The 23,752-nt window shown below is 33.8% G+C and carries 21 protein-coding genes; 13 read left to right on the top strand and 8 right to left on the bottom strand.

The window, feature by feature from the left end; translation table 11 throughout:
* Positions 1-3 precede the first annotated feature (3 nt).
* The 3 genes from Q1B37_RS22265 to Q1B37_RS22255 all read left to right on the top strand — a co-directional run bounded on the left by Q1B37_RS22265 (position 4) and on the right by Q1B37_RS22255 (position 4,940).
* The gene (locus Q1B37_RS22265) at positions 4-3,759 is read left to right on the top strand and encodes a DUF6443 domain-containing protein (RefSeq protein ID WP_299902697.1); all 3,756 of its coding nucleotides are present in this window, start codon (positions 4-6) and stop codon (positions 3,757-3,759) included.
* Positions 3,756-4,160: a hypothetical protein gene (locus tag Q1B37_RS22260; RefSeq protein WP_299902696.1), complete on the top strand. Its 405-nt coding sequence runs from the start codon at positions 3,756-3,758 to the stop codon at positions 4,158-4,160. The genes Q1B37_RS22265 and Q1B37_RS22260 overlap by 4 nt, the downstream gene beginning before the upstream one ends.
* A 360-nt stretch (positions 4,161-4,520) precedes the next feature.
* Positions 4,521-4,940, top strand: coding sequence for a DUF4174 domain-containing protein (locus tag Q1B37_RS22255; protein WP_299902694.1), 420 nt, complete (start codon positions 4,521-4,523; stop codon positions 4,938-4,940).
* 351 nt (positions 4,941-5,291) lie between these two features.
* Here Q1B37_RS22255 and Q1B37_RS22250 read toward each other — a convergent pair whose 3' ends face one another.
* From Q1B37_RS22250 to Q1B37_RS22240, 3 genes are all read right to left on the bottom strand, one after another.
* Positions 5,292-6,239 (bottom strand): phosphoribosylaminoimidazolesuccinocarboxamide synthase, encoded by a 948-nt coding sequence (locus Q1B37_RS22250; RefSeq protein WP_299902692.1) that lies wholly within the window; start codon positions 6,237-6,239, stop codon positions 5,292-5,294.
* 40 nt (positions 6,240-6,279) lie between these two features.
* Positions 6,280-6,675, bottom strand: a complete 396-nt coding sequence (locus Q1B37_RS22245; protein WP_299902690.1) for a four helix bundle protein — start codon at positions 6,673-6,675, stop codon at positions 6,280-6,282.
* 113 nt (positions 6,676-6,788) lie between these two features.
* Positions 6,789-7,745 carry a PhoH family protein gene (locus Q1B37_RS22240; RefSeq protein ID WP_299902688.1) on the bottom strand — a complete coding sequence of 319 codons (957 nt, stop codon included), beginning with the start codon at positions 7,743-7,745 and terminating at the stop codon, positions 6,789-6,791.
* 283 nt (positions 7,746-8,028) lie between these two features.
* On the opposite strand from Q1B37_RS22240, the gene Q1B37_RS22235 reads away from it, so the two are divergent.
* The 3 genes from Q1B37_RS22235 to gldG all read left to right on the top strand — a co-directional run bounded on the left by Q1B37_RS22235 (position 8,029) and on the right by gldG (position 11,786).
* Entirely contained in the window at positions 8,029-8,859 is an 831-nt protein-coding gene (locus Q1B37_RS22235) for an SAM-dependent chlorinase/fluorinase (RefSeq protein WP_299902685.1), read from the top strand.
* Positions 8,860-9,010: 151 nt separating this feature from the next.
* The gene (locus Q1B37_RS22230) at positions 9,011-9,304 is read left to right on the top strand and encodes an antibiotic biosynthesis monooxygenase family protein (RefSeq protein WP_299610433.1); all 294 of its coding nucleotides are present in this window, start codon (positions 9,011-9,013) and stop codon (positions 9,302-9,304) included.
* 79 nt (positions 9,305-9,383) lie between these two features.
* Positions 9,384-11,786, top strand: a complete 2,403-nt coding sequence (gene gldG, locus Q1B37_RS22225; RefSeq protein WP_299902682.1) for a gliding motility-associated ABC transporter substrate-binding protein GldG — start codon at positions 9,384-9,386, stop codon at positions 11,784-11,786.
* Positions 11,787-11,857: 71 nt separating this feature from the next.
* On the opposite strand, the gene Q1B37_RS22220 is transcribed toward gldG, so the two are convergent.
* Positions 11,858-12,070 (bottom strand): hypothetical protein, encoded by a 213-nt coding sequence (locus Q1B37_RS22220; protein WP_299902680.1) that lies wholly within the window; start codon positions 12,068-12,070, stop codon positions 11,858-11,860.
* Between the two features lie 156 nt (positions 12,071-12,226).
* Between Q1B37_RS22220 and Q1B37_RS22215 the strand changes: the two genes are divergently transcribed.
* Positions 12,227-12,796, top strand: a complete 570-nt coding sequence (locus Q1B37_RS22215) for a DUF1572 family protein (RefSeq protein ID WP_299902678.1) — start codon at positions 12,227-12,229, stop codon at positions 12,794-12,796.
* Positions 12,797-12,809: 13 nt separating this feature from the next.
* Here the strand turns inward: Q1B37_RS22215 and Q1B37_RS22210 are convergent, their stop codons facing one another.
* Positions 12,810-13,781, bottom strand: a complete 972-nt coding sequence (locus tag Q1B37_RS22210; protein ID WP_299902676.1) for a VPGUxxT family thioredoxin-like (seleno)protein, type 2 — start codon at positions 13,779-13,781, stop codon at positions 12,810-12,812.
* A 373-nt stretch (positions 13,782-14,154) separates the two neighbouring features.
* Between Q1B37_RS22210 and dnaN the strand changes: the two genes are divergently transcribed.
* The 3 genes from dnaN (at position 14,155) to Q1B37_RS22195 (ending at position 16,812) form a co-directional block, all read left to right on the top strand.
* Positions 14,155-15,273: a DNA polymerase III subunit beta gene (gene dnaN / locus Q1B37_RS22205; protein WP_299902675.1), complete on the top strand. Its 1,119-nt coding sequence runs from the start codon at positions 14,155-14,157 to the stop codon at positions 15,271-15,273.
* Positions 15,274-15,371: 98 nt separating this feature from the next.
* A complete protein-coding gene (locus Q1B37_RS22200) occupies positions 15,372-15,941 on the top strand; it encodes a Crp/Fnr family transcriptional regulator (protein ID WP_299902674.1) in 570 nt (189 codons plus the stop codon).
* Between the two features lie 94 nt (positions 15,942-16,035).
* On the top strand, positions 16,036-16,812 hold the full coding sequence (locus tag Q1B37_RS22195) for a type 1 glutamine amidotransferase domain-containing protein (protein WP_299902673.1): 777 nt from the start codon (positions 16,036-16,038) through the stop codon (positions 16,810-16,812).
* 114 nt (positions 16,813-16,926) lie between these two features.
* On the opposite strand, the gene Q1B37_RS22190 is transcribed toward Q1B37_RS22195, so the two are convergent.
* Positions 16,927-19,134 (bottom strand): endonuclease, encoded by a 2,208-nt coding sequence (locus Q1B37_RS22190; protein ID WP_299902671.1) that lies wholly within the window; start codon positions 19,132-19,134, stop codon positions 16,927-16,929.
* Positions 19,135-19,487: 353 nt separating this feature from the next.
* Between Q1B37_RS22190 and Q1B37_RS22185 the strand changes: the two genes are divergently transcribed.
* The 3 genes from Q1B37_RS22185 to Q1B37_RS22175 all read left to right on the top strand — a co-directional run bounded on the left by Q1B37_RS22185 (position 19,488) and on the right by Q1B37_RS22175 (position 20,317).
* Positions 19,488-19,688, top strand: coding sequence for a hypothetical protein (locus Q1B37_RS22185; protein ID WP_299902670.1), 201 nt, complete (start codon positions 19,488-19,490; stop codon positions 19,686-19,688).
* Between the two features lie 217 nt (positions 19,689-19,905).
* Positions 19,906-20,106, top strand: coding sequence for a hypothetical protein (locus Q1B37_RS22180; RefSeq protein ID WP_299902668.1), 201 nt, complete (start codon positions 19,906-19,908; stop codon positions 20,104-20,106).
* A 22-nt stretch (positions 20,107-20,128) separates the two neighbouring features.
* Positions 20,129-20,317, top strand: a complete 189-nt coding sequence (locus Q1B37_RS22175; RefSeq protein ID WP_299610412.1) for a hypothetical protein — start codon at positions 20,129-20,131, stop codon at positions 20,315-20,317.
* A 66-nt stretch (positions 20,318-20,383) separates the two neighbouring features.
* Here the strand turns inward: Q1B37_RS22175 and Q1B37_RS22170 are convergent, their stop codons facing one another.
* Both Q1B37_RS22170 and pta read right to left on the bottom strand, forming a co-directional pair.
* Entirely contained in the window at positions 20,384-21,568 is a 1,185-nt protein-coding gene (locus Q1B37_RS22170; RefSeq protein WP_299902666.1) for an acetate kinase, read from the bottom strand.
* A 14-nt stretch (positions 21,569-21,582) separates the two neighbouring features.
* Positions 21,583-23,676 (bottom strand): phosphate acetyltransferase, encoded by a 2,094-nt coding sequence (gene pta, locus Q1B37_RS22165; protein ID WP_299902664.1) that lies wholly within the window; start codon positions 23,674-23,676, stop codon positions 21,583-21,585.
* Between the last annotated feature and the right edge of the window lie 76 nt (positions 23,677-23,752).

Here is a 23,752-nt window from a genome sequence, read left to right as displayed (position 1 = left end):
CAGATGAAAAAATTATTTCCATACATAACTGTTGCCTTACTTTTTGTAGGGATCTCAGTACATAGTCAGGTAGCAGATACGGTAACCATACAGGATGAAACCATTACTTCATCCAGTGATCCTGCTTTACTAAATGTAAAGGCTGGACAAAGTATTATTATCAAACCGACCACTTGGATACAACCGGGAACGGTATTTTCTGCAGTAATCACAGAAGATCCATACCTATTACCCGCGTTAGATACCAATGAAAATTATGTGTTTACACGAGTATATCAGAGTGAAAAGACAAATTTTGATCAGGTAAAGAATAATAGCGATGTTATCGAAAGCATTACCTATTTTGATGGACTCGGAAGAGCTAAGCAGCAGATTGGTATCAAAGCTTCAAATGACAAAAAAGATATTGTAACACATATTGTATACGATGCATACGGAAGGCAAGACAAACAATATTTACCTTTTGAAAAATCCAGCACCACCGTTGGTGCGTATAACCCAGTGAATGTCATTACCAATATCAATACGTATTACAAAAGCAAATACGGTAGCGATTTTGAAGGAATTGATAACGATGATACAGACAATTTCAATGCCTATTCTGAAAGCATCTTCGAACCTTCTCCACTAAATCGTGTATTAGAACAAGGCTCTCCTGGAAAAGATTGGAAAGCAGATCCCGAAGCAGATACAGATCATACCATTAAGTTTGATTGGCATGCCAATGAAACAGAGGAAGTAGCGTATTTTACTGTAGACTTTGCTAATAACAATACGGAATCTCCTACGCTGGTACAAAATGATTTTTATGATCCTAATGAACTTTTGGTAACTACTACCAAAGATGAAAACTGGCAACCGGAGCAGACACATCCTAATGATCATACGACCAGAGAGTATAAAGACAAACTTGGCAGAGTGATCCTAAAACGTACTTTTAACGAAGGTGTCGAACATGATACTTATTATGTATATGATGATTTTGGAAATCTTACCTATGTCATCCCTCCAAAAGTAGATATTACAGATAATGTATCGGCTATAGAACTTTCAGAACTATGCTATCAATATAAATACGATGGTAGAAACCGACTGATCGAAAAGAAAATACCGGGTAAAGGATTAGAATCTATAGTATACAATAAATTGGATCAACCTGTGATGACCCAAGATGCCAATCAAAAGGCAAAAAATGAATGGTTATTTACTAAATATGATGCGTTTGGAAGAGTAACATATACCGGAATAATATCCAATGTAGGAAACCGAGAGTATACGGAACAAATATTGGAAAATAGTGATCAGCAATACGAAACAAAACTTGAGAATGGTGTAACTTTAGCGGGAACAACCATATATTACAGTAATGTTGCAAAACCGATTGGAGTTATTAAAACCTATACAATCAACTACTATGACAACTATACCTTTGATCACTCTGTTACGAATCCGAGTACCGTATTAGACCAAACAGTAACTTCTGAAGTTAAAGGATTGCCTACAGGAACCAAAGTGCGTGTATTGGGCACAGATGATTGGATTACCACAGTAACCTATTACGATGCAAAAGGAAGACCGATTTATGTGCATAGTACCAATGAGCATCTAAATACGGTAGATATTATAGAATCTCGATTGGATTTTGCGGGGAAGGTATTAGAAACCAAAACTACCCACACCAAAGGAAGCAACGCTCCTATTGTTACGGTAGATACGTTTACCTATGATCATATAGGAAGATTGTTAGATCAAAAACAAACGATTAATAATCAAGCTCAAGAACGTATTGTAACCAATACCTATGATGAAATTGGACAATTGGAATCCAAAGAAGTTGGCGGAGGATTGCAAAAAGTAGATTACACCTATAATGTACGTGGATGGTTAAAAACTATTAATGAAGGAACCACCAATAATGGAGATCTGTTTGGATTTGCAATTAACTATAATACGGTAGGAGGACGTTATGATATTCCTAAACTTTATAACGGAAACATTGCCCAAACCATTTGGAAAACTGCCAACGATAATATTAAAAGATCTTATGGGTATGAATATGATCCACTAAACAGGATAAAAGAAAGTTATTTTAGATATAACGAAAATCTTACAGATGCTTCTCTTAGATCATATGATGTAAGAAATATTGACTATGACAAAAATGGAAATATAAGTTCTCTTATCAGATACAATGAGATGGGAACTAATGATATTATGGATAACCTATCTTATGAATACGACTCTGGAAACAAACTATCCAAAGTTACCGATAGTGGTAATAGTACTATTGGTTTTATCGATGGCACCAACACCAACGATGATTATGTTTATGATCTAAACGGAAACATGACCATCGATCGTAATAAAGGAATTACTGGGATTAGCTATAATCACTTAAACCTACCAACTGCTGTAGCAATAAATGATCAGGCAAGATCTCACGTGGGAAATATTAGCTATATTTACGATGCCACTGGAATGAAATTAAAAAAGATCGTTTCTGGTGGAAGTTCTTTAACAACAGAGTATGCAGGCAACTATATCTATGAAAATGGACAGTTACAGTTTTTTGCTCAACCAGAAGGTTACGTAGAACCTAACGGTAATGGAAGTTATGACTATATCTATCAATATAAAGACCATTTAGGAAATATCAGACTATCATACAGTGACCGCGATAATGATGGGAAAATCGATGTTTTAAGAAATGATGTAGATGTTGATGGTGATAATGACAATAGTCACGAAATCTTAGAAGAGAATAATTACTATCCTTTTGGTTTAAAACATCAGGGATATAATAGTCTTATCACTAGTACTAATAAAGCACAAGATTTTAAATATAATGGTATTGAACTAGAGGAAAGTTTAGGATTAAATCTTTATGAAATGCCATTACGTCAATATGACCCAACTATCGCCAGATGGACGGGTATTGATCCTATTACACATCACTCGATGTCTACCTATACAGCTTTTGATAACAACCCTGTATTCTGGGCAGATCCAAGTGGTGCAGATGCCATTGAAGTAAACAATAATGGTTTAACAATCAATTGGAATGAAATAGATGATAATGGGGCTGCATCTTGGACTTCTAACAGTGATAGCGAGTCATGTGATGATTGTAATACAGATCCAAAAAAGAAAAAGAAGAAAAGTCAAAAGAAGGATGTAAAGGACATGAATGCTGGGGAGTTTTATGCAATGGCATATAATGGTGATTCACTTACAGCATTTTTAAATGGAAATGACCCATATAATCCTACAGAGGCTGATATTGCTCAAAACGAAAGAGAAAAAGCTGATGCTGCGGGAGAACTAATTTTATTTGTAGTAGGAGAATGGGCGGCAGTCAAAGTATTACAGGGAGGCGCTTGGGTCATTAGATTTGTCAGAGCAAAAAATATAGCTCAAGGAGTAAATGTAGCTCGGGGAGCAGTAAGATTTAGTGAAAAAGCAAAGAGAGCTATTTATGAATTAGGTTCATTTCATTTTGATACTTATATCAAAAATGGAGTTGGTAGAGTTGATATTAGCTTTACAAAATCAATTCCAGATGGTGCTTTAGAGCTTGTAGAAAACACCTTTAGAGCTAATGGTGCTGAATCAATAAAAGTAATTACAAATACGGTAACACCTAGATTTAGAAAAATTTTTAATTATTTATCAAAAAGAGGTGGTAAATTTAACGGATACACTATAAGAAAAAGATTGAATCCTCTTCATCCATATGAATTAACTAAAACTCTAAAATGAAAACAAACATTTTAAAAGCAAGAATTAAACGCAATAATTTAGAAAAGCATGCTGGAAGTAATTTCGTGGATGAATCTTCAAAAATTATAGACAATTTGAGAAATGAAGGAAAAAAGGTGTTATTAGGAATTCAAAAAAATGATAATTTATATACTATTTTGGGAGAAGAACATGTCTTTTATTCTTCATTAAAGGGGAATAAAGGGAAAATTTCACTGAGTGAGTTTTCAGAAATTTTGCATAATAATGCTATGAGGAAAGAAAAGGTTTTTGCTAGTTATAAATACATTACTATTGATAATGATAGAATATGGCTAAAAAATAAATCAACAATGAAATCTCTTTGGAATACTATCTTATGGTTAGAAAAGCCCAGTAATCGAGATTATATATATAAATGATAAGTCCCCCGCTACCGCTAGTCTGTGACTAGTGGCGTCAAAGATTGGCAATAACAAACAAGCAATCTAAAAGCTATACTATATCGGTATAGCTTTTGTTTAATTTGGTAATATGAGTAGAAAGTATAAGTTTCATAATTCATTTGGTGTATACCTTGTGAGCTTTGTTATTGGCTGCTAGATTTATTAGGATAATACAATAGGAAAACCACTAGTTACAAACTAGCGGCAGTGATTGAGAACTTAAAAAAAATTACCTGATAGCGCGGATTTGTAATCCGTGTAGATGAACAACACATTAACAAAACAAAAGCTGTGATATTATAACCATAGCTTTTTTGTTTTTCGTAACTTACCCATATGAAAAATGTCTTATCGTTCTTATTGCTTTTACCACTAATCACCTATGCTCAAGATTTAACTGAACACAGATGGCAAGATCGTTTGATCATCATTTCTGCAGATTCGTATCAACATCCAAAATTATTAGAGCAGGTAAAAGAATTACAAAATAGAACAGAAGAATTAGCGGATAGAAAACTGATCATATACCAAATAACACCTACATCCTATATAAAAGGAATTGAGAACAACCAACCAACAAAAGACAATACACTTTATAAAAAATATAATACTACTAATAAAACCCTTAAAGTCATCCTAATAGGATTGGATGGCGGTCGTAAACTACAATCCAGCAAAGTAGTCTCTGCCGCTCAAATCTTTGATCAAATCGATCAAATGCCGATGCGACAACAAGAATTAAAGTTGAAAAATTAATCGCTAGTATACAATACCTGTATCTTGTGGATTCCAGAACAAGTCTGGAATGACATAATTGATATTCTGAGACCAACTTAAGAGTTATCATTCCGACCGAGGTTCTCGATATAATTTTTCTACATTCTATTTCGAAAAACCAACCGAACTGACCATTTAATGAGTTATACAGTCTTCAGAGAACTAATTTTAAAGGATCATCAACGTCTCATCGAGTGTTTTTACATAGCCGTAGCGGAGTAAAAATGTATCGAGATGTAATAAACCTAACATTCTAAAAAAGGATCTCTATACAATTTCTCTACATTCCATTTCAAAAAACCACTCGAACTAACAGTTCTTTAAAAATGGTTATCCCTTCAAATACTCTAATACATTCGCTTCTATCCTACTCTGGATATTGGAAACATCTGCTTTCTCAAAGGTAGTACCAGTAATATTTTCAAAGAGTTCTATATAGCGATCAGATACAGAATTGATGTATTCTTCTGACATTTCAGGAATCTGTTGTCCCTCTTTCCCTTGGAAACCATTACTAATGAGCCACTGTCTAACAAACTCTTTAGACAATTGCTTTTGTGGTTCTTCATTCGCTTGTCGTTCTTCATAGCCTTCGACATAAAAATAACGCGAAGAATCTGGTGTATGGATCTCATCAATTAAGACAATTTTTCCATCTTTCGTTTTTCCAAACTCATACTTCGTATCTACCAAGATCAATCCACGCTCTGCAGCAATTTCAGTTCCTCTTTGGAATAACTTTCGAGTGTAATCTTCTAATACCAGATAATCTTCTTCAGAGACAATGCCTTTAGCCAAAATTTCTTCTCTAGAGATATCCTCATCATGCTCTCCATTATCCGCTTTGGTAGATGGTGTGATAATCGGTTCTGGGAACTTATCATTTTCTTTCATCCCTTCTGGCATAGGAACACCACACAACATTCTTTTTCCAGCTTTATATTCTCTGGCAGCATGACCAGATTGATATCCTCTGATCACCATTTCTACCTTAAAAGGTTCGCATAAATGCCCAACCGCTACATTAGGATCGGGTGTAGCAATCAACCAATTAGGCACTAAATCTTCGGTAGCTTTCATCATTTGCGTAGCAATCTGATTTAGAATCTGCCCTTTAAAAGGTATTCCTTTTGGCATGACTACATCAAAAGCAGATAACCGATCCGTAGCAATCATGACTAGCAATTCATCATTGATATTATAAACTTCTCTTACTTTTCCTTTATACACGGATTGCTGACCAGGAAAATTATAATTGGTATTTGTGATGGTATTCACTGTAGTATATTAGTTTTTGAGTGGTGAGTAATTATGAAAACTATTGTTTATTTTCTATTATCTTTTTAGATTTTGATTTTAAATGTTTTTTGAATGACGTTATCATTTTCGACAATTCAGTTATATCGGCCCTATTTCTCTCATCTTCATCTTCGGTTATAAAACCACGTAATTTTGCTTTCGTACTACAAACTATGCATTCATGTGCACTATCCCATGCAATTTGAAGATATCGGTTAAACTGGGCATCAGAACTTGCAGAACCTTCTGCAATATTTAATGCAATTGAATCTGCTGCTCTAATAAATTGTGAAGTTAATCTATACATTTCTTCTTTTGGAAATGAAGCAACTTGACTATTTACTGATTCTCCAAATTCAATAGCTTTATTGTAAATAATTAAATCTTCAAACTTAAAATGAAATTTACTTTTCAATATCTTTTTTTTAACTTAAACAAAACAACAGTCTTAACCAATCCGTCTGTATACTTTGTAAAAAGAATTACATACTCAAATACTAAAATACTTAAGTACTCATTTCTCTAAATCTACCCATTTCGGTTTTCGATCTCTTTGTAGGCTGCAATTACCTTTTTCACCAATTTATGTCGGATTACATCTTTATCATCCAAATGGATGATTCCGATTCCAGAGATGCCTTTTAATACCAACAAAGCTTCTTTTAATCCAGAAGTTACTCTACGTGGTAAATCTATTTGTCCTGGATCTCCCGTAATCATAAACTTAGCATTCTTACCCATTCGTGTTAAGAACATCTTCATTTGCGCATGGGTAGTATTTTGTGCTTCATCCAAGATCACAAATGCATTATCCAAGGTACGACCACGCATAAACGCCATGGGAGCTATCTGGATAACTCCTTTCTCTATAAAACTCTCTAGCTTTTCTGCAGGAATCATATCCCGTAACGCATCATACAGTGGTTGCATATAGGGATCTAATTTTTCTTTTAGATCTCCTGGTAAAAAACCAAGATTTTCACCAGCTTCAACCGCTGGTCTGGTTAGTATAATTCTTCGTACTTGTTTTTCCTTCAATGCTTTTACCGCTAGCGCAACACCGGTATAGGTTTTACCAGTTCCTGCAGGACCAATCGCAAAAACCATATCATTCTTATTGGTCAATTCTACCAATTTGCGCTGATTAGCTGTTTGTGCTTTGATTAGTCTACCGCCTACTCCATGTACCAAGGTTTCTCCACTACCAGCAGACGTTTCGTAATCCGCTTTACTATCGCTGGTTAATACACGCTCAATAACATTTTCATCGAGTTTATTGTATTTTCCAAAATGCTCTAAAAGCATATTTAGGCGCATATCAAACTCTTCGAGCATATCCTCATCTCCGTATACCTTTAGTTTACTTCCTCGAGCAACAATTTTCAGTTTAGGAAAATATTTCTTTAATAATTGAATATTACTGTTTTGGAGTCCGAAAAACTCTCTTGGATTAATTTCTGTTAGTTCAATAATAAGTTCGTTCAAAAGCTATAGTAATTTTAGTATGATTTGTTTTTTGGATTGACTAAGTTTGTGCTCCCAATGGCTATCGGGATTATTTGAAGTTTTTGTCGGGGAATCAAAAATGAAAATGATAGTACAAGTTGAATTTTAGTAATAATCATATAATGCGTATAGTAGTCTAATATGATAAACTCGTAGGTTTTTATTAATAGATTTCTCGATTCAAAAAAACTTTGAATAACTTCTTAGCAAATTTACATATTTTTAAGCGCTTATAATCAAAAGATATTAACAATTCTTATCGATGCCAATAATAACTTTAACTACAGATTTCGGAATCAAAGATCACTTTGTGTCTGCGGTTAAAGGTGCTATCTATACCGAATTACCAGAAGCTACAATTGTTGATATTTCGCACGAGATTTCTCCTTTTCATATTACAGAAGCAGCATATATCATTCAAAATGCCTACAAAAGCTTCCCAAAAGGCAGTATTCATATCGTAGGAATCGACAGTGAACTCAATCCAGAAAATAAACATATCGCTGTTTTATTAGACGATCACTACTTTATCTGTGCCAATAATGGATTGATTTCTTTAATTGCTTCAGAATTTAGACCCGAAAAAATTGTAGAAATCAATATTCATGATGCTATAGGAACCAACTTTCCGGTACTTGATGTTTTTGTGGCAGTGGCTTGTCATATTGCACGAGGAGGTACTCTTGAGGTAATCGGTAAACCTACTGCTGAAATAAAACTTATTAAAGGAATAACTCCTATCGTAAATCTTGGAGACAAGCAGATTGTAGGAAGTATTATATACATCGATAATTATGGTAACCTTATCACCAATATCACTCGTAAACTTTTTGAGGATATTGGCAAAGGAAGAAGCTTTAAGATTACTGCCAGAAGCGCAGTATTTAGCAAAATCTATGAGCGTTATAGCGATGCCATCAATTTTGATGTAGAGAAAAGTAAACGTGAAGAGGACGGTAAGAAATTGGCGGTTTTTAATTCTTCTGGATATCTCGAATTGGCGATCTATAAGAGTAATCCCAGAACCGTTGGTGGTGCTTCTAGCCTATTTGGATTATATTTTAGGGACACGGTTAGCATTACTTTTGAATGATCACATTATAACAATGGCGTTCGAGCGGGCTATCCGTTATATCTTTTTTCTTTACCCTTTTACCTGAAGATTCAACTCTATTGAGAAAAAAGGATGCCACTGCTATCCCTAACGCAAAACTTTGTAGCTTTGCTCATCCAGTTATATAAAAATGATCATACGCATTGTAAAATTAGGTTTCGTACCAGAACAGATAGACGCATTTTTAGAAAACTTTGAAAAAAACAAAGATAAAATCCGAAATTTTGAAGGTTGTAAACATCTGAAACTGATTAGAGATATACACCAAACGAATCAATTTTTCACCTATAGCCATTGGGAATCTGAAGAACATCTCAATAACTATCGTAACTCTGCGTTATTTAAAGATATTTGGGCAAACACCAAAACTAAGTTCAATCAAAAACCAGAAGCTTGGAGTGTGGAAAAAATTGAAGAATTGTAACACCAAGATGTAGGATCAGTAAAAACAAAATCCTTATTTTCACCTTCTAGTAACTTACATCAAAAGAGAGTACCGGCATATGCTAGCAATCATAAGAAAAGAGATTAATACATTTTTTGCGTCCGCTGTAGGATATTTAGTGATTAGTATATTTTTAATTCTTAATGGTCTATTTCTGTGGGTTTTTAAAGGTCAGTTCAATATCCTAGATAGTGGTTTTGCTAGTCTAACACCTTTCTTTTTAGTGGCGCCTTGGATTTTATTGTTTTTAATTCCGGCAGTAACCATGCGTAGTATTGCCGAAGAGAGAAAACAAGGCACCTTAGAATTACTGCTTACCAAACCTATTAAAAATTGGCAACTAGCTCTAGGAAAATATTTAGGAAGTTTAGCATTAATCTGCATCGCATTGCTGCCTAGTTTGTTGTATGTTATTACAGTTTACCAATTGGGTAATCCCGTTGGAAATTTAGATAGTGGTAGTACCATTGGTTCGTATATTGCACTCTTATTATTGGGAGCCACCTACACCTCGATAGGAACCTTTGCTTCATCATTAACCAATAATCAGATTGTCTCCTTTTTGATAGGACTTTTTCTGTGCTTTCTATTTTACTTTGGATTTAGTGGATTAGCCAATTACCAACTATTAGGTGCTGGTGATTATACCGTAGAACAAATCGGAATTCAATTACATTACGAGCGTATTAGTCAAGGAATTTTAGATACCAGAGATATTATCTATTTTTTGAGTATCATTTCGATTTTTATATTTCTTACATCGATTATTCTAAGTAAAAATACTAAGAAAACCATTAGTAAGCTTGCTTCTTTTGCCACCATTACAGTGGTAATTATCAATCTTCTAGGATCGTCATTTTATAATCGTTTTGACCTTACAGCAGATAAGCGATTTACACTATCGGAAGCGACGAAAAACCTATTAAAAGAAGCCGAAGTACCCATTGCGATTGATATACTTTTGGATGGTGACTTTCCATCAGAGTTCAGAAGATTACAAAATGAAACCAAACAAATAGTAGAGGAATTTAACTCGATTAATCCAAAGATTCAGTACGTATTTACAAATCCTTTAGAAGAGGAAGAATTTAGAAAAGAAACACTCGAAGAATTACAACGCCTGGGACTTACGCCAATGGAAGTAAGTGTGCAGGAAAGTGGTAAGACAGAAATCGAAACTGTAGTGCCATGGGCAATCATGAATTACCAAAAGCGAAGTGTAAAAGTCGCTTTGGTAAAAAACACCATTGGAGCTACAACCGAAGAACGTGTAAATAATTCTATACAGCAGTTAGAATATGTTTATGCCGATGCGCTTAAAAAACTAATCCATCCAAAGAAACACAAAATCGCAGTACTTAAAGGAAACGGGCAACTACCAGATGCAAAGATTGCTGATTTTATTAAAACATTACAAGAGTATTATTTTGTTGGCGCTTTTACTTTAGATTCCGTAGCATCGAATCCTAAGAAAACCTTAGAAGATCTAAAAAAATTTGATTTACTAATCAATGCAAAACCGACGGAAGCTTTTTCTGAAAATGAAAAATATGTAATGGACCAGTTTATCATGGATGGTGGTAAATCATTATGGATGGTAGAATCTGTAGCAATGGAGATTGATAGCTTGTTCAAACCTCAGTCCAAAGGATCTGCAATTGCCTTTATGCAAGATCTACGATTAGGAGATGCTTTATTTTCGTACGGAGTACGTATTAATCCAGTATTGGTAAATGACTTATACTCTGCCCCGCTCATGCTTGCCTCTGGAGAAGGAAATAATACACAGTTTACACCTCATCCTTGGTATTATGCATCACTAACTAAAAGTAACAGCAATCATCCAATTGTAAAAAATATTGAATCTGTAAAGTTCGAGTTCTCGAACCAGATCGACACGCTTAAAAATGATGTAAAAAAGACCGTATTATTAACGAGCTCCGAACGTTCTAAATTGGAAGGAATTCCTGCAGAAATCAAACTAGACAACATCATAGGACAGAAACCAGATATGGAAAGTTATACAGAAGGAACACATAATTTGGCGGTGCTCCTAGAAGGTAACTTTAAATCAGCATATAAAGACAGAGTAAAACCTTTTTCATTAAGCGATAATAAAGACCAAAGTGAAGACACAAAAATGGTAATTATCGCTGATGGTGATGTAATCAAAAATGGAATCAGAAAAGGAAGACCGATTACTCTAGGATATGACCCGTATCTTAATCTACAATACGGTAATAAAGAGTTTCTTTTAAACACTGTAAATTATTTGCTGGACGATTCTGGTTTAACCGAAGTAAGAGGAAAAGAGATTAATATTGCTTTTCTAAATATAGAAAAAGTGGTAGAAACTCGAACCTTATGGCAAGTTATCAATATCATAGTTCCACTAATACTTCTTGGACTTTTTAGTCTACTCTTCTCTTGGTTGAGAAAAAGAAAATATACCAGACCATAATATCTTATTTATTTACAAAACTGATAAGAAAACTCTCATAAAGAGTTTCCTTATCAATTTAGAAGTAGCTTTTAGATACAACATTCATCATATCTAATAGTTCCATAACAAATTTCTCCACTAGGACTAAATATAGCACACATCGTACCATCAATATCAGAAAGGTACAATGGAAAGCATTTACTAAAGCAATCAGACGAACCTGGCATACCTCCAAAGATTTGTTTTTGTGAAGATTTAGACAAAGTTTTTACTCCAGAAATTGCATAAATTCTTTTTTTCATGATGTGTAAGTTTAAAGAGTTAATTGTAAAATAATATTTTTAAAAAGTGAAATTTCCCCAATAAAACTACAATCAATTGCACCTCAATAATGTTATGAAAATGTTATTTAACTATTTTAGAAAGCACTCCGTTAGCAAAATGCTTATCTTCTTAATATGAATGAATTATCATATTTAGAAGGAATCAAAAAACAATTTTCGTACTACAAATCCTTAGGAGAGCGAACAATAGACCAATTAGATGAAGACATGTTATTTTGGCAATATAATGAGGAAAGTAATAGTATAGCCATTATTGTAAAACACCTTTGGGGTAATATGAAATCCAGATGGACTGATTTTTTAACTACGGATGGTGAAAAGAAATGGAGAGCTCGTGATCAAGAGTTTGAAAACGATATACAATCTAAAGTAGAATTATTAGAGAAATGGAATGAAGGCTGGCAATGTTTATTTGATGCCCTAGATAGTGTAAATGACGTAAATTTTGATCAACCGATCTATATCCGAAATATCGAACATTCGATTACTGAGGCTATTAATAGACAATTAGCTCATTATTCTTATCATATAGGACAAATTGTATTTCTTGGAAAAATGATTTGTGATCAAGATTGGAAATCTCTATCCATTGCCAAAGGAACATCCAACTCCTATAACGAAAAACGATTTGCACAACCAAAGCACAAGGCTCATTATACTGATAAATTAATGGATGACGAATAATATTATCAAAACCTTAGATTCCATCCATTTCTTTTGTTTTTTTATCCCAGGCTTTTACAAAATCTGTAGTAAATAATACTTCACTAGAACTCTTAATCTTTTGGAGCCATTTCTTTTGTTTAGGGCTTAAAAACTGTTGTGTAGGACGACCATCTCCAAGAGCACTATTTATTTTTGTTTTCTGAAGTTCTGTAAGTGGTAGATATACAAATTTAGTTTGTTGTAAGTAGTAATGAATATCCTTTGCCGATGATCGGTAAGACTTATTACGATCCATCAAACTCATTCCATTAGATTTCGCATAATTATCTAGCTCTTTTTTAGTTATTTCCTTAGAATTATAAATCACTTCTACTACTTCACTATGATCCATGAATCCTGATTCTGTACTAAGTACTTCGGGCAGTCTTCCTAATTCTTTTTCACCACTCCAAAAACAAGACATTCTGTAATAAGCCTTTTGGGTATTTGTGGCTAATAGTTCTTTTTCTAATAAGTTGATGTATTCTGGCACTACTTTTCCTCTTTTCTGCAAAGCTTCTATTATACGTTGTACTAAGGTAATCGCTTCATAATCATTTCCTATTCTTCCCACAACATTATTTCCATTATAATCTACAATACGAACTACAGGATTATTCCAACTGGGTTCTTTATATTTTTTCAATATTTCTGCATCCTTCCCTTTTTTATTATTAAAAATAGCTAAGGGAATAAAAGAGTTTTCAATTGCTTCTACCATCAATGGATGACTAAGTACATTATGTCCATAATTACGACAGGTACTACAACCTGGCACTTCCTGAAATAAGATCAACACATCCTTGTTCTCCATTTTAGAAAGTTTTAAGGCTGTGTCATAATCCCGTAACCAGGTTACCTTTCCTAATTCTTCACTTTGGTTATTAGGATTTGTCTTTTGCTGTGCAAAAAGTAACTGCCCAAGAAATAATAGTAATAGGGAATACTGAAATTTAGATGCCATTATTATCTGAATAAGAATTTTACCGATCAGTCGAATCCTAAGAAGAAAACTAACAAAAATACATTTCACTAACATCTTAATACATTTCCACTATATAAAGTAGTTCTAAACTTGGTAGTAAACCTATTTTTAAGCATTCAAAATCATAACCAGCTCATAGATAATAACAATCACATTCGATAGTGTATCATTTGATATCAAAGAATTTTTAAGTTATCTAAACAACCAATCGAGGATAGTCGATAACTCCTACCCGTTTGTTAATAACTAACGTTTTTAGAATGCCAACAAGCTTGGAGATTACAATTATATTTGCGTTAGCCATTTTTATAATGACCACTGCAAAACAGTATTAATCTAAAAAATTAAACGGGTGAAATTCATAGTTTCCAGTTCGTATTTATTAAAACAACTTCAAGTATTAGGTGGAGTAATTAATAACAGCAATACTTTACCAATTCTAGATAATTTTTTATTTGAATTAGATAACAACTCCTTAACCGTTTCGGCTTCAGACCTAGAAACTACTATGTCAGCTAGGTTAGAAGTAGAATCTGGAGACGAAGGAATTATTGCTGTTCCTGCAAAGTTACTATTAGAAACATTAAAGACATTCCCAGAGCAACCACTTACATTTGTTGCAGGGGATAATAATACTATAGAGATTAGTTCTAACCACGGTAAATATGCACTTGCTTATGCCGATGGTGAAGAATTTCCAAAGGCAGTAGAATTAGAAGATCCTAGTGCTACGAATGTGATGGGTGATATTCTTGCTACTGCTATTAGTAAAACTATATTTGCTACAGGTAATGATGACCTTAGACCGGTAATGAGTGGAGTGTTCTTTCAGTTTTCTACAGAGAGTTTAACCTTTGTAGCTACTGATGCTCATAAACTGGTAAAATATTCTAGAGAGGATGTAAAAGCTTCTCAGTCCGCAGAATTTATTATGCCGAAGAAACCACTAAACCTTCTAAAAGGTATATTGGCAGGAAGTGATACTGATGTTCTTATTGAATATAACGAGTCTAATGCGAAATTTACTTTTGATGAAACACAATTGATTTGTAGACTTATCGATGGTAAATATCCAAATTATGAAGCAGTAATCCCCAAAGAAAACCCTAACAAACTTAGTATTGCGCGCACACAATTCTTAAATTCTGTACGTAGAGTTTCTATATTCTCGAATAAAACGACGCACCAGATCAGATTAAAAATTGCTGGGGCAGAATTAAATATCTCTGCAGAAGATATCGATTATTCTAATAAAGCTGAAGAGCGTCTAACTTGTGATTACCAAGGAGATGATATGCAGATAGGTTTTAATTCTCGTTTCTTAAGCGAAATGCTAAATAACCTAAATGCTGATGATGTACAGTTAGAAATGTCATTACCAAACAGAGCTGGAATCTTAACTCCGACAGATGGATTAGATGAAGGAGAAAGTGTTACGATGCTTGTAATGCCTGTAATGCTAAATAATTAAAAAAATACATCTTTATTATATCAAACAGAGTCCGATTATGAATTGTAATCGGACTCTTATTTTATACTTTTGTACGTACTCTAAGACTTTAACCATACATGGATATTGCCAACATCTTCAAAGGTTATCATATAGGTAAAGAACATCAACGAATGATTGATGAAAAACTTACTAAGATTACTATTTCCAAAGGAGAAAACTTATTATTTCCTGGTGATACAACCTGGTATCAATACTATGTAGTTCATGGATGTTTGCGATCGTATTTTACCGATATATCTGCTAAAGAACATACTATTCAGTTTGCCATTACTGATTGGTGGATAAGCGATTACACTTCTTTTTTTAAAAAAGAAATAGCTATACTCCAGATAGAATGTCTACAGGATGCTGTTTTATTAAAGCTCTCCAGAGATGATATGAATGAAATCTGTGCCACGATCCCAGGAATAGAAGAATATTTTAGATTTAAAACAGAATCTTACATCGGATCCTTCCAAAGGAGAATCATAGGAGATTTATCCAAAACAGCAAAAGAAAGATATCTGGATTTTGTAAATACCTATCCAAATATAGAACAGCTAGTCAAAAATTATCATATCGCTTCTTATCTTGGTATCACTTCAGAAAGCCTTAGCCGAATACGAAAAGAAATAGCACGAAATTAAATTCATTTCTTATCATACATCAATTTTTTGGTTATCACGTTATAGTAATTTTGAAAAGATATATGTAATAACAACTATTCAAAAGAAACTAGCAATGAGAAAATTTACCTATTTGATTATTGCTTCACTACTATTGATTTCTTGTGGAAATCACAATAATGATAAAAGCATAACTAAAAAAACAAATAACATGAAAAATGTATTATTCGTATTAACAAGTCATGATGAATTAGGAGATACGGGAGAAAAAACTGGATTTTGGGTAGAAGAATTTGCAGCTCCTTACTATTTTCTAAAAGATAAAGGGGTAGCTATTACTATTGCTTCTCCAAAAGGAGGGCAACCTCCAATTGATCCTAAGAGTGAATTACCAGATTTTCAAACTGATGCTACTAAAAGGTTTGATCAAGATCCAGAAACACAGGATAAACTAAAAAATTCAATCGCACTTTCAGAAATCAAAGCTGAAGATTATGACGCTATTTTTTATCCTGGTGGTCACGGACCATTATGGGATTTAGCTAATGATAAAAAATCAATCTCACTGATTGAAGCTTTTTACAATCAGAACAAACCTGTAGCTGCAGTATGTCATGCACCTGCAATTTTTAAAAACACACAAACCGCTGATGGAGTTTCTCTGGTAAAAGATAAAAAAGTAACTGGATTTTCTAACTCTGAAGAAGCTGCTGTACAACTAACAGACATAGTTCCTTTTTTAGTGGAAGACATGCTTATAAACAATGGAGCAGAATACTCTAAAGGAGATGATTGGGCTCCTTATGCCCTTGAAGATGGATTAATAATTACAGGTCAAAATCCAGCATCATCTGAACTGGTTGCAGAAAAATTACTTCATCAACTTCAATAAAGTAAGTACAAGCTCAACTTTTATATACTTTATATTATAAATTATACTTACTAAAAATAACCTCTACTTCATCATAAAGTAGAGGTTATGTATATAACACTTAAAAAGAGATGATTATTCTTTTGTAAACTTTTTGACTAACTTTTCTTCACCATTCGTCAATTTAATAAAGTAGATACCTGAGGATATCCCTTCAAGTCTAATAGGATCTTTTGTAATTGATCCAGTTTTTAATATTTGCCCTGTATAATTTATGATTTCATATTTTCCAGAAATACTATACTCGGACTGTATCGTTAATGTTTCTTTCACTGGATTTGGGTAAAAACTAAAATCAAAAACATTAGAAACTTCCTTAAAATTAGATTCAGGTACTGAACTTCTTACAGAATTTCCTACACAAAAATTATTACTTTCTTGTGATCCAAATGAACCTCCTGAAACCAGTGTAGTACCTGTAGCATCCGTTAATGCATAAGAACCGTTACCATAACTACAACAAATACCGTCGCCATAGGTGTCGTAGATAATAAATGTATAACAACCATTATCTAACGTTCTGGATAAATTGATTGTAGAACCATCTGCTTGTGATCCATAAGTACCTCCAGAAAAAACAACTTGATTACTATCATTTCGTATTTCCCAGCTTGTTTCTTCAGGATAATTATCAAAGGTAATTCTTACATTCACATCACTAGTAGTAGATCCACCTCCTGTATTTCCAGAAGTAGACAGTTCTATAGCATCTACAGCCATATCCCCTTGCCAAGTAGTGCCTGTAACTCCATTAAAACGCAATTGTACTCTTTGGCCTACATAATTTTCTAAACTAACATTAGCTGTTTTCCAGGAATTCCCTTGATTTCCAGAAAGACTCCAAATTGTTGTCCAGCTTGTTCCATTAAGACTAGCCTCGAGAGAAAGACTTCCCATATTAGAAGCTCCGTACATATGATATTTAAAGGAAAAAGTTGCTTCACTTTCGTTAGTAATATCAAAACAAGGAGAATATAAAATAGCTCTTTTATTTGAGTAGTTTGGAGTAGATGACTCCATATACAAATAATAAGATCCTTCGCTTGCACTACTTGGTCCTGTTCCTGATGAGGGGGTACTACCCGAACGTGTTGCCCAATTAAAATCATCTCCAGAACCAGCTTGCCTCCATTGACCAATAGTATTTTCAAAACCTTGACTATAAGGAAACGTTGTTATATCTGAACTACATAATGTATTTCCACCACCCGAAGTATTTTCGGTAGTGACATTAATAGAAGTACTTAATCCAGAAACATTACCTGCAGCATCTTTGGCTCTTACCGCAAAGGTATACGTTGTAGCAGGAGATAAAGCTGTTACAGTATAACTTGTATTTGAAGTTGAACTTAACAAAGATCCATTACGATATACATCATACCCTGTAACTCCGACATTATCAGAAGAAGCATTCCAGGATAACTGAGCTGAAGTGGTCGTAATATTAGATGCAGTTAAAGCAGCAGGTATACTTGGAGATTCTGTATCTCCACCAGTATTCCCAAAACGATCTTCGGCCTGTGGTCCACCCCAAATCTGAGTTGCGAACGCAGGATTATCAATAAAAGGATTTCTATTTCCTTGTAAATTTTCTATGATCGGATTCCTTTGTAATTCTAACTGAGTCACAGGATCTTCTGCATTCCACTCTAAGAATAACTGAATCATATCCGTGTCGTTAGCAACTGCAGTTCCTACTCCTACGTTAGAAGGTAAACATCGATTACCATAACGGATATACATAAACATCATCATTCTAGCGACATCTCCTTTAAACTCATCTCCAGGATACCAATATCCCTGTGCCGTTACTCCAGAATTACCAGAACCATCTGCAAATTTTCTATTTCCTCTACTAGAATTTCTTTGCACATCAGAAGGCCTTAAATGATGTGCATCGGAACCAGGACCTGTACTTCCTAGATTCGGATTTCCTAGTGATCTTGGATACACATGCTCTCTATTCCAATCCGTAGAGCCTCCTCCATTATTATCTACTCCTCTTGTTCTATCAGTGGTAGAATTGCCATCGGTATCACTGAAGCCATAGATCAATATCACTCTAGAAGAATTAGAAGGGTCTAAATCTGTTTGTTTTAAAGCATCCCATACACCAGGCGTATATGATAATATTGTTGTTTGCGTATTTGTTACTTTGGAAGCTAGTTCATTTTTTAAAGCTTGTCCTGATAAAGAAAGATTCACATCATTATAATACGATGGAATTTGACCAAAACTAGTAACGGTATAAACCATTACTAACATCAGTAGTATTTTTTTCATTTCGTGTGTTGTGAGTTAGGTTAGTGTATTTTAACGTTCCGAAGCTATGACTATTTTGTTACATTTACCATAGGCAAATGTTATCAAATCATTACGCAATATGTTGACAATCTTCAATTTAGCCTTTACGAAACATATAACCAGCTAAAAAACAAGCAATTAGCGCTTTACAACCATTGTTAATAAGTTGTTTCCTACACCGAAGTATAAGAATAGTATTGCATTCACGTTTGTCTTATTTCCAATTATCATTTAAAAAACTCTAAAACCACAAGAAGTAAAAGTTTTTCACGTATTTGATTTAGGGAAAATTCAACTAATTTTAAGTGATTAACTTTAAAACATCTTACACAATGAAAAAAATCTTAGAATTAGACGGAATTCAAGAATTAAGTAAAGCGCAACAACGATCAATTAAAGGAGCTATGACTAGCATTACTTGTTGTAATCCAAACCCAAGAGGAGGAGGAAATAAATGTCGCATTAGCTATCCAGGTGGGAGTTTTTGTGAACCAGGAAGATGTACAAATTGGGGTGGTTGTATCCTATACTAAAAAATCAAATCCATATAAAAAGAGATCTTTAAGTAAGGTCTCTTTTTTAATCATCAATTCCTTCTATCACACTTAAACAATTGATTTAAAATATTTTTACTACTAAAATAACGCAGATAGTGTTCTTTAAATTTATAAATCTCAAGCATCAAGTTTTGTTTTTACTCTCTAACCTTAAGTATCTTGGTAAGAACAAATAACTTTAAATACTTACACGATGAAAAAAATTTTAGAATTAAATGGTGTTCAAACACTGAGTAAAGGACAACAAAGATCTATCAAAGGTGCTGGAACTATTATTAGTTGTTGTTCCTCTAACCCTTTTGGTACAGGGAATAGATGTCGTATCAGTTATGGTAACTTTAGCTTTTGCGAACCTGGACGATGCACTGGCAACGGAGGTTGCATTCTTTATTAAATCAACTTAAATAATTTACACAATGAAAAAAATCTTAGAACTAAAAGGAATTAAAGCATTAACAAAAAAAGATCAAAAACAGATAACAGGAGCTGCAAATCGTCGCTTTGTATACTGTGGACCACCACGAAAGTGTTGTCAAATGTTTAATGGATTTGAATTTTGTGATTTTGGGTACTGTCAACCAAATGGCACATGTATTTGGGCATAAATAAGCATCAAATTTAGTAAGGAAGTTAAGAGATTACCAATTGTAGAGTTTTGGTAATCTCTTTTATTATGAAACCAATTGAAATGATTGCTTGGCTATTTCCAATTCTTCATTCGTGGGTATGACTACTATTTTAACTTTAGAAGTATCATCACTAATATCTCTTATTTCTTTAGAGCGGATTTTATTTTGTTCCTCATCTAATACTATACCCATAAATCCTAATTCTTCACAAACTAATTTTCTCATTAGATCAGAATTCTCTCCAATACCAGCGGTGAAAACAATACCATCTAAACCATTCATGATCGCAGCATAGGCACCAATAAACTTTTTGATTCGATATGCGTTCATTGCTAATGCTTCCTTACAAGCGATATTACCCTTTTCTGCTTCAGATTCAATATCTCGTAAATCACTATAACCCGTTAATCCCAACATACCACTTTCCTTTTGCAATAGCGAATTAACTTCATCTAAGGAATATCCGAGTGAGTTTACCATGTAGAAAATTACTGCAGGATCAATGTCACCAGATCTTGTTCCCATGATCAATCCATTCATCGGTGCAAAGCCTAAGGTATGATCAATACTTTTTCCATCTTTAACAGCCGTCATACTACATCCATTTCCTAAATGAATAGTAATAACCTTTGCGTTTTGTTTATCTAAAAACTCTATCGCTTTTTCAGATACATATTTATGGCTTGTTCCATGAAAACCATACACTCTTATGTCGTTTTCTTCTATAAAAGCATTAGGAATTGCATACTTATATGCTTCTACAGGCATTGTTTGATGAAATGCTGTATCAAAAACTGCCACTTGCTTAGCATCCGTAAATATTTCTTCAGAGACTAAAATACCTTGTAAATTTGCTGGGTTATGAAGTGGCGCCAAAGTGGAAAGTCTTTCTATCTCTTCTTTCACTTCTGAAGTTATTGCAGTCGTTTTTGCAAAAGTACTACCTCCATGAACTACTCTATGCCCAACAATATCAATCTCAGATGATTCTGAAACAACTCCTTTTTCGGGATGTAATAAATAAGATGCAACTAACTGCAATCCTATTTTATGATTAGGAATATCTTCGATATCTTCTATGCTAAGACTGGCTGTTTTAAAACTTATTTTAGCATTTTCCAATCCAATACGCTCTACCAATCCAGAACATATAACTTCTTCAGAAGGCATTTGAAACAATTGAAACTTTATCGACGAACTCCCAGAGTTTAGTACTAATATTTTCATATACTATTCTAATTTTACAATCCTTGCGCCTGAATTGCCGTTATAATTACGGTATTATATACATCATCCACAGTACACCCTCTACTCAGATCATTTACTGGTTTATTCAATCCTTGTAACATAGGGCCAATGGCTAATGCTCCTGTCTCTCGCTGCACCGCTTTATAAGTATTATTACCAGTATTAAGATCAGGAAATATTAAAACACTAGCTTGTCCGGCTACTTCAGAATCTGGAAGTTTACTCTGCCCCACTCGCATATCTACAGCAGCATCGTATTGTATAGGACCTTCAATCTTTAATTCTGGATGTTTTTCTTTTACAATTTTAGTAGCCTCTCGTACCGTTTCTACATCTTCTCCCTTTCCAGAAGTACCGGAAGAATAAGACAACATGGCAACTTTTGGTTCTATACCAAACGCCGCTGCAGATCGAGCAGAAGAAATAGCAATTTCTGCCAATTGTTCTGCATTTGGATTTGGATTAATTGCGCAGTCCCCAAAAACAGAAACTCTATCATCTAAACACATAAAAAATACAGATGAAACTACTTTTACACCTGGTTTGGTTTTAATAAACTGTAAAGCTGGTCTTATTGTATGTTGTGTCGTATGAACCGCGCCTGATACCATTCCATCTGCATGTCCTTTATAGATCATCATAGTACCAAAATAAGAAACATCCGCCATCATATCTCTAGCCATATCGAGATTTACATTTTTATGTTTCCTCAATTCATAAAACGTTTGCACATAATCTTCAAAATGTGGTGATTTCGTAGGTGAGATAATTTTAACTTTATCAAAATCTATAGGAATATCAAGTTTTGTAGCTTTCGTTTTTATTTTTTTCTCATCTCCAATGAGCGTTACATCTACAACATTAGAAGCTTGCAACCTGTATGTAGCCCTTAAAATTCGTTCATCAGAACCTTCAGGCAAGACAATATGTTTTTTATTCTTTAGTGCTCGTTTCAGAAGGTTATACTGAAACATACTTGGTGTTAAACTATCTGATTCAAATGTTATCAACGGATCTACCAAACGATCCTCATCCACATACTTTTCAAACGTACTAATGGATGTATTGATCTTTAGAAGATTATCTGCATAAATTTTTGATCGTATAGCACCAATTCTATTCGTTATGGAAAAGGTTCCTTGAGCTACCGAAATAATAGGTACAGAGAGTGAAACTCCTTCAATTAATTTTAAAATTGGTTCTTCAGGAATTATTCCTCCAGTAAGAATAATCGCAGAAATTTTAGGATAATTATCAGATATATTCGCTTGTAATACTCCTAAAATTATATCCGCTCGATCTCCAGGAGTAATAACTAAACTGTTGTCTTTGAGATGTGTAAGGTAATTTCGCAACTGCATTGCTCCAACACCAAAACTCCCCGCTTGATTATTTAAAAATTCTTTCCCAAAAAGAACTTTTCCTTCTAATTCTTTAACTATTTCTTTGATAGTAGGATTGATTAAAGTTCCAATTTTAGGGATTACAATTTTCTCTATATCATTATCAAAATCCTTTTCTAACTTTGCTTTCAGCTCTCTCTCACATCCATCGACCACTTTATTAGCCACTATTGCTAACACTTCTGCATCTTTGCTTGTAAAGGTGTCATATGCTAATTTTAAATTTCCAGAAATCTCATCGTTCGTCTTGTCAACACCACTAGCAACAATAATAGAAGGGATTCCTAAATTTTTGGCAATTATTACATTGATATCAAATTCTATAATACTTCCTTCATCAGAAAAATCAGTTCCCTCTACAAGAATAAAATCAAACTTCTCCTCTAAATTTTTATACTTCTCAATAATACCATCAATAATCGCTCCTGATCTACCTTGGTTATATTTTTGTAAAACCTCGCTTCGTGTAAAAGCGTAGGTGTTTTTAAAATTGATATCTAATTCGAAATGTGAAATTACCGTATTGATATGATTATCGATTTCTCCTTCTTTAGGATCATCTATAATAGGTCTAAAATAACCCACTTTGGCTACTTTTCCCAGTAGCATTCTCATCAATCCTAGTACGACAATTGATTTACCACTATTAGGTTCTATAGTAGCAATATAAACAGCTTTACTCATGTATATAAATTTGGTGGTGCAAAGATATGGTAATACTGTCAAAGTTTTACACCTTTTCTAGAAGCCAGAACTTGCT

Origin of the sequence: uncultured Aquimarina sp. (assembly GCF_947492965.1) — a bacterium.
Lineage (GTDB): Bacteria > Bacteroidota > Bacteroidia > Flavobacteriales > Flavobacteriaceae > Aquimarina.
Note: the sequence above shows the minus strand (reverse complement) of the source record. Positions and strands in the feature narration are given on the sequence as shown.

Excerpts from the sequence above, each read along its gene's own strand:
- Q1B37_RS22215 (WP_299902678.1), top strand. The coding sequence starts at position 12,227 with ATGAATGAATTATCATATTTAGAAGGAATCAAAAAACAATTTTCGTAC.
- Q1B37_RS22185 (WP_299902670.1), top strand. The coding sequence starts at position 19,488 with ATGAAAAAAATCTTAGAATTAGACGGAATTCAAGAATTAAGTAAAGCG.
- Q1B37_RS22220 (WP_299902680.1), bottom strand. The coding sequence starts at position 12,070 with ATGAAAAAAAGAATTTATGCAATTTCTGGAGTAAAAACTTTGTCTAAA.
- Q1B37_RS22235 (WP_299902685.1), top strand. The coding sequence starts at position 8,029 with ATGCCAATAATAACTTTAACTACAGATTTCGGAATCAAAGATCACTTT.
- Q1B37_RS22210 (WP_299902676.1), bottom strand. The coding sequence starts at position 13,781 with ATGGCATCTAAATTTCAGTATTCCCTATTACTATTATTTCTTGGGCAG.
- Q1B37_RS22195 (WP_299902673.1), top strand. The coding sequence starts at position 16,036 with ATGAGAAAATTTACCTATTTGATTATTGCTTCACTACTATTGATTTCT.
- Q1B37_RS22260 (WP_299902696.1), top strand. The coding sequence starts at position 3,756 with ATGAAAACAAACATTTTAAAAGCAAGAATTAAACGCAATAATTTAGAA.
- gldG (WP_299902682.1), top strand. The coding sequence starts at position 9,384 with ATGCTAGCAATCATAAGAAAAGAGATTAATACATTTTTTGCGTCCGCT.
- Q1B37_RS22180 (WP_299902668.1), top strand. The coding sequence starts at position 19,906 with ATGAAAAAAATTTTAGAATTAAATGGTGTTCAAACACTGAGTAAAGGA.
- Q1B37_RS22230 (WP_299610433.1), top strand. The coding sequence starts at position 9,011 with ATGATCATACGCATTGTAAAATTAGGTTTCGTACCAGAACAGATAGAC.
- pta (WP_299902664.1), bottom strand. The coding sequence starts at position 23,676 with ATGAGTAAAGCTGTTTATATTGCTACTATAGAACCTAATAGTGGTAAA.
- Q1B37_RS22190 (WP_299902671.1), bottom strand. The coding sequence starts at position 19,134 with ATGAAAAAAATACTACTGATGTTAGTAATGGTTTATACCGTTACTAGT.
- Q1B37_RS22265 (WP_299902697.1), top strand. The coding sequence starts at position 4 with ATGAAAAAATTATTTCCATACATAACTGTTGCCTTACTTTTTGTAGGG.
- Q1B37_RS22255 (WP_299902694.1), top strand. The coding sequence starts at position 4,521 with ATGAAAAATGTCTTATCGTTCTTATTGCTTTTACCACTAATCACCTAT.
- Q1B37_RS22170 (WP_299902666.1), bottom strand. The coding sequence starts at position 21,568 with ATGAAAATATTAGTACTAAACTCTGGGAGTTCGTCGATAAAGTTTCAA.
- Q1B37_RS22175 (WP_299610412.1), top strand. The coding sequence starts at position 20,129 with ATGAAAAAAATCTTAGAACTAAAAGGAATTAAAGCATTAACAAAAAAA.
- Q1B37_RS22200 (WP_299902674.1), top strand. The coding sequence starts at position 15,372 with ATGGATATTGCCAACATCTTCAAAGGTTATCATATAGGTAAAGAACAT.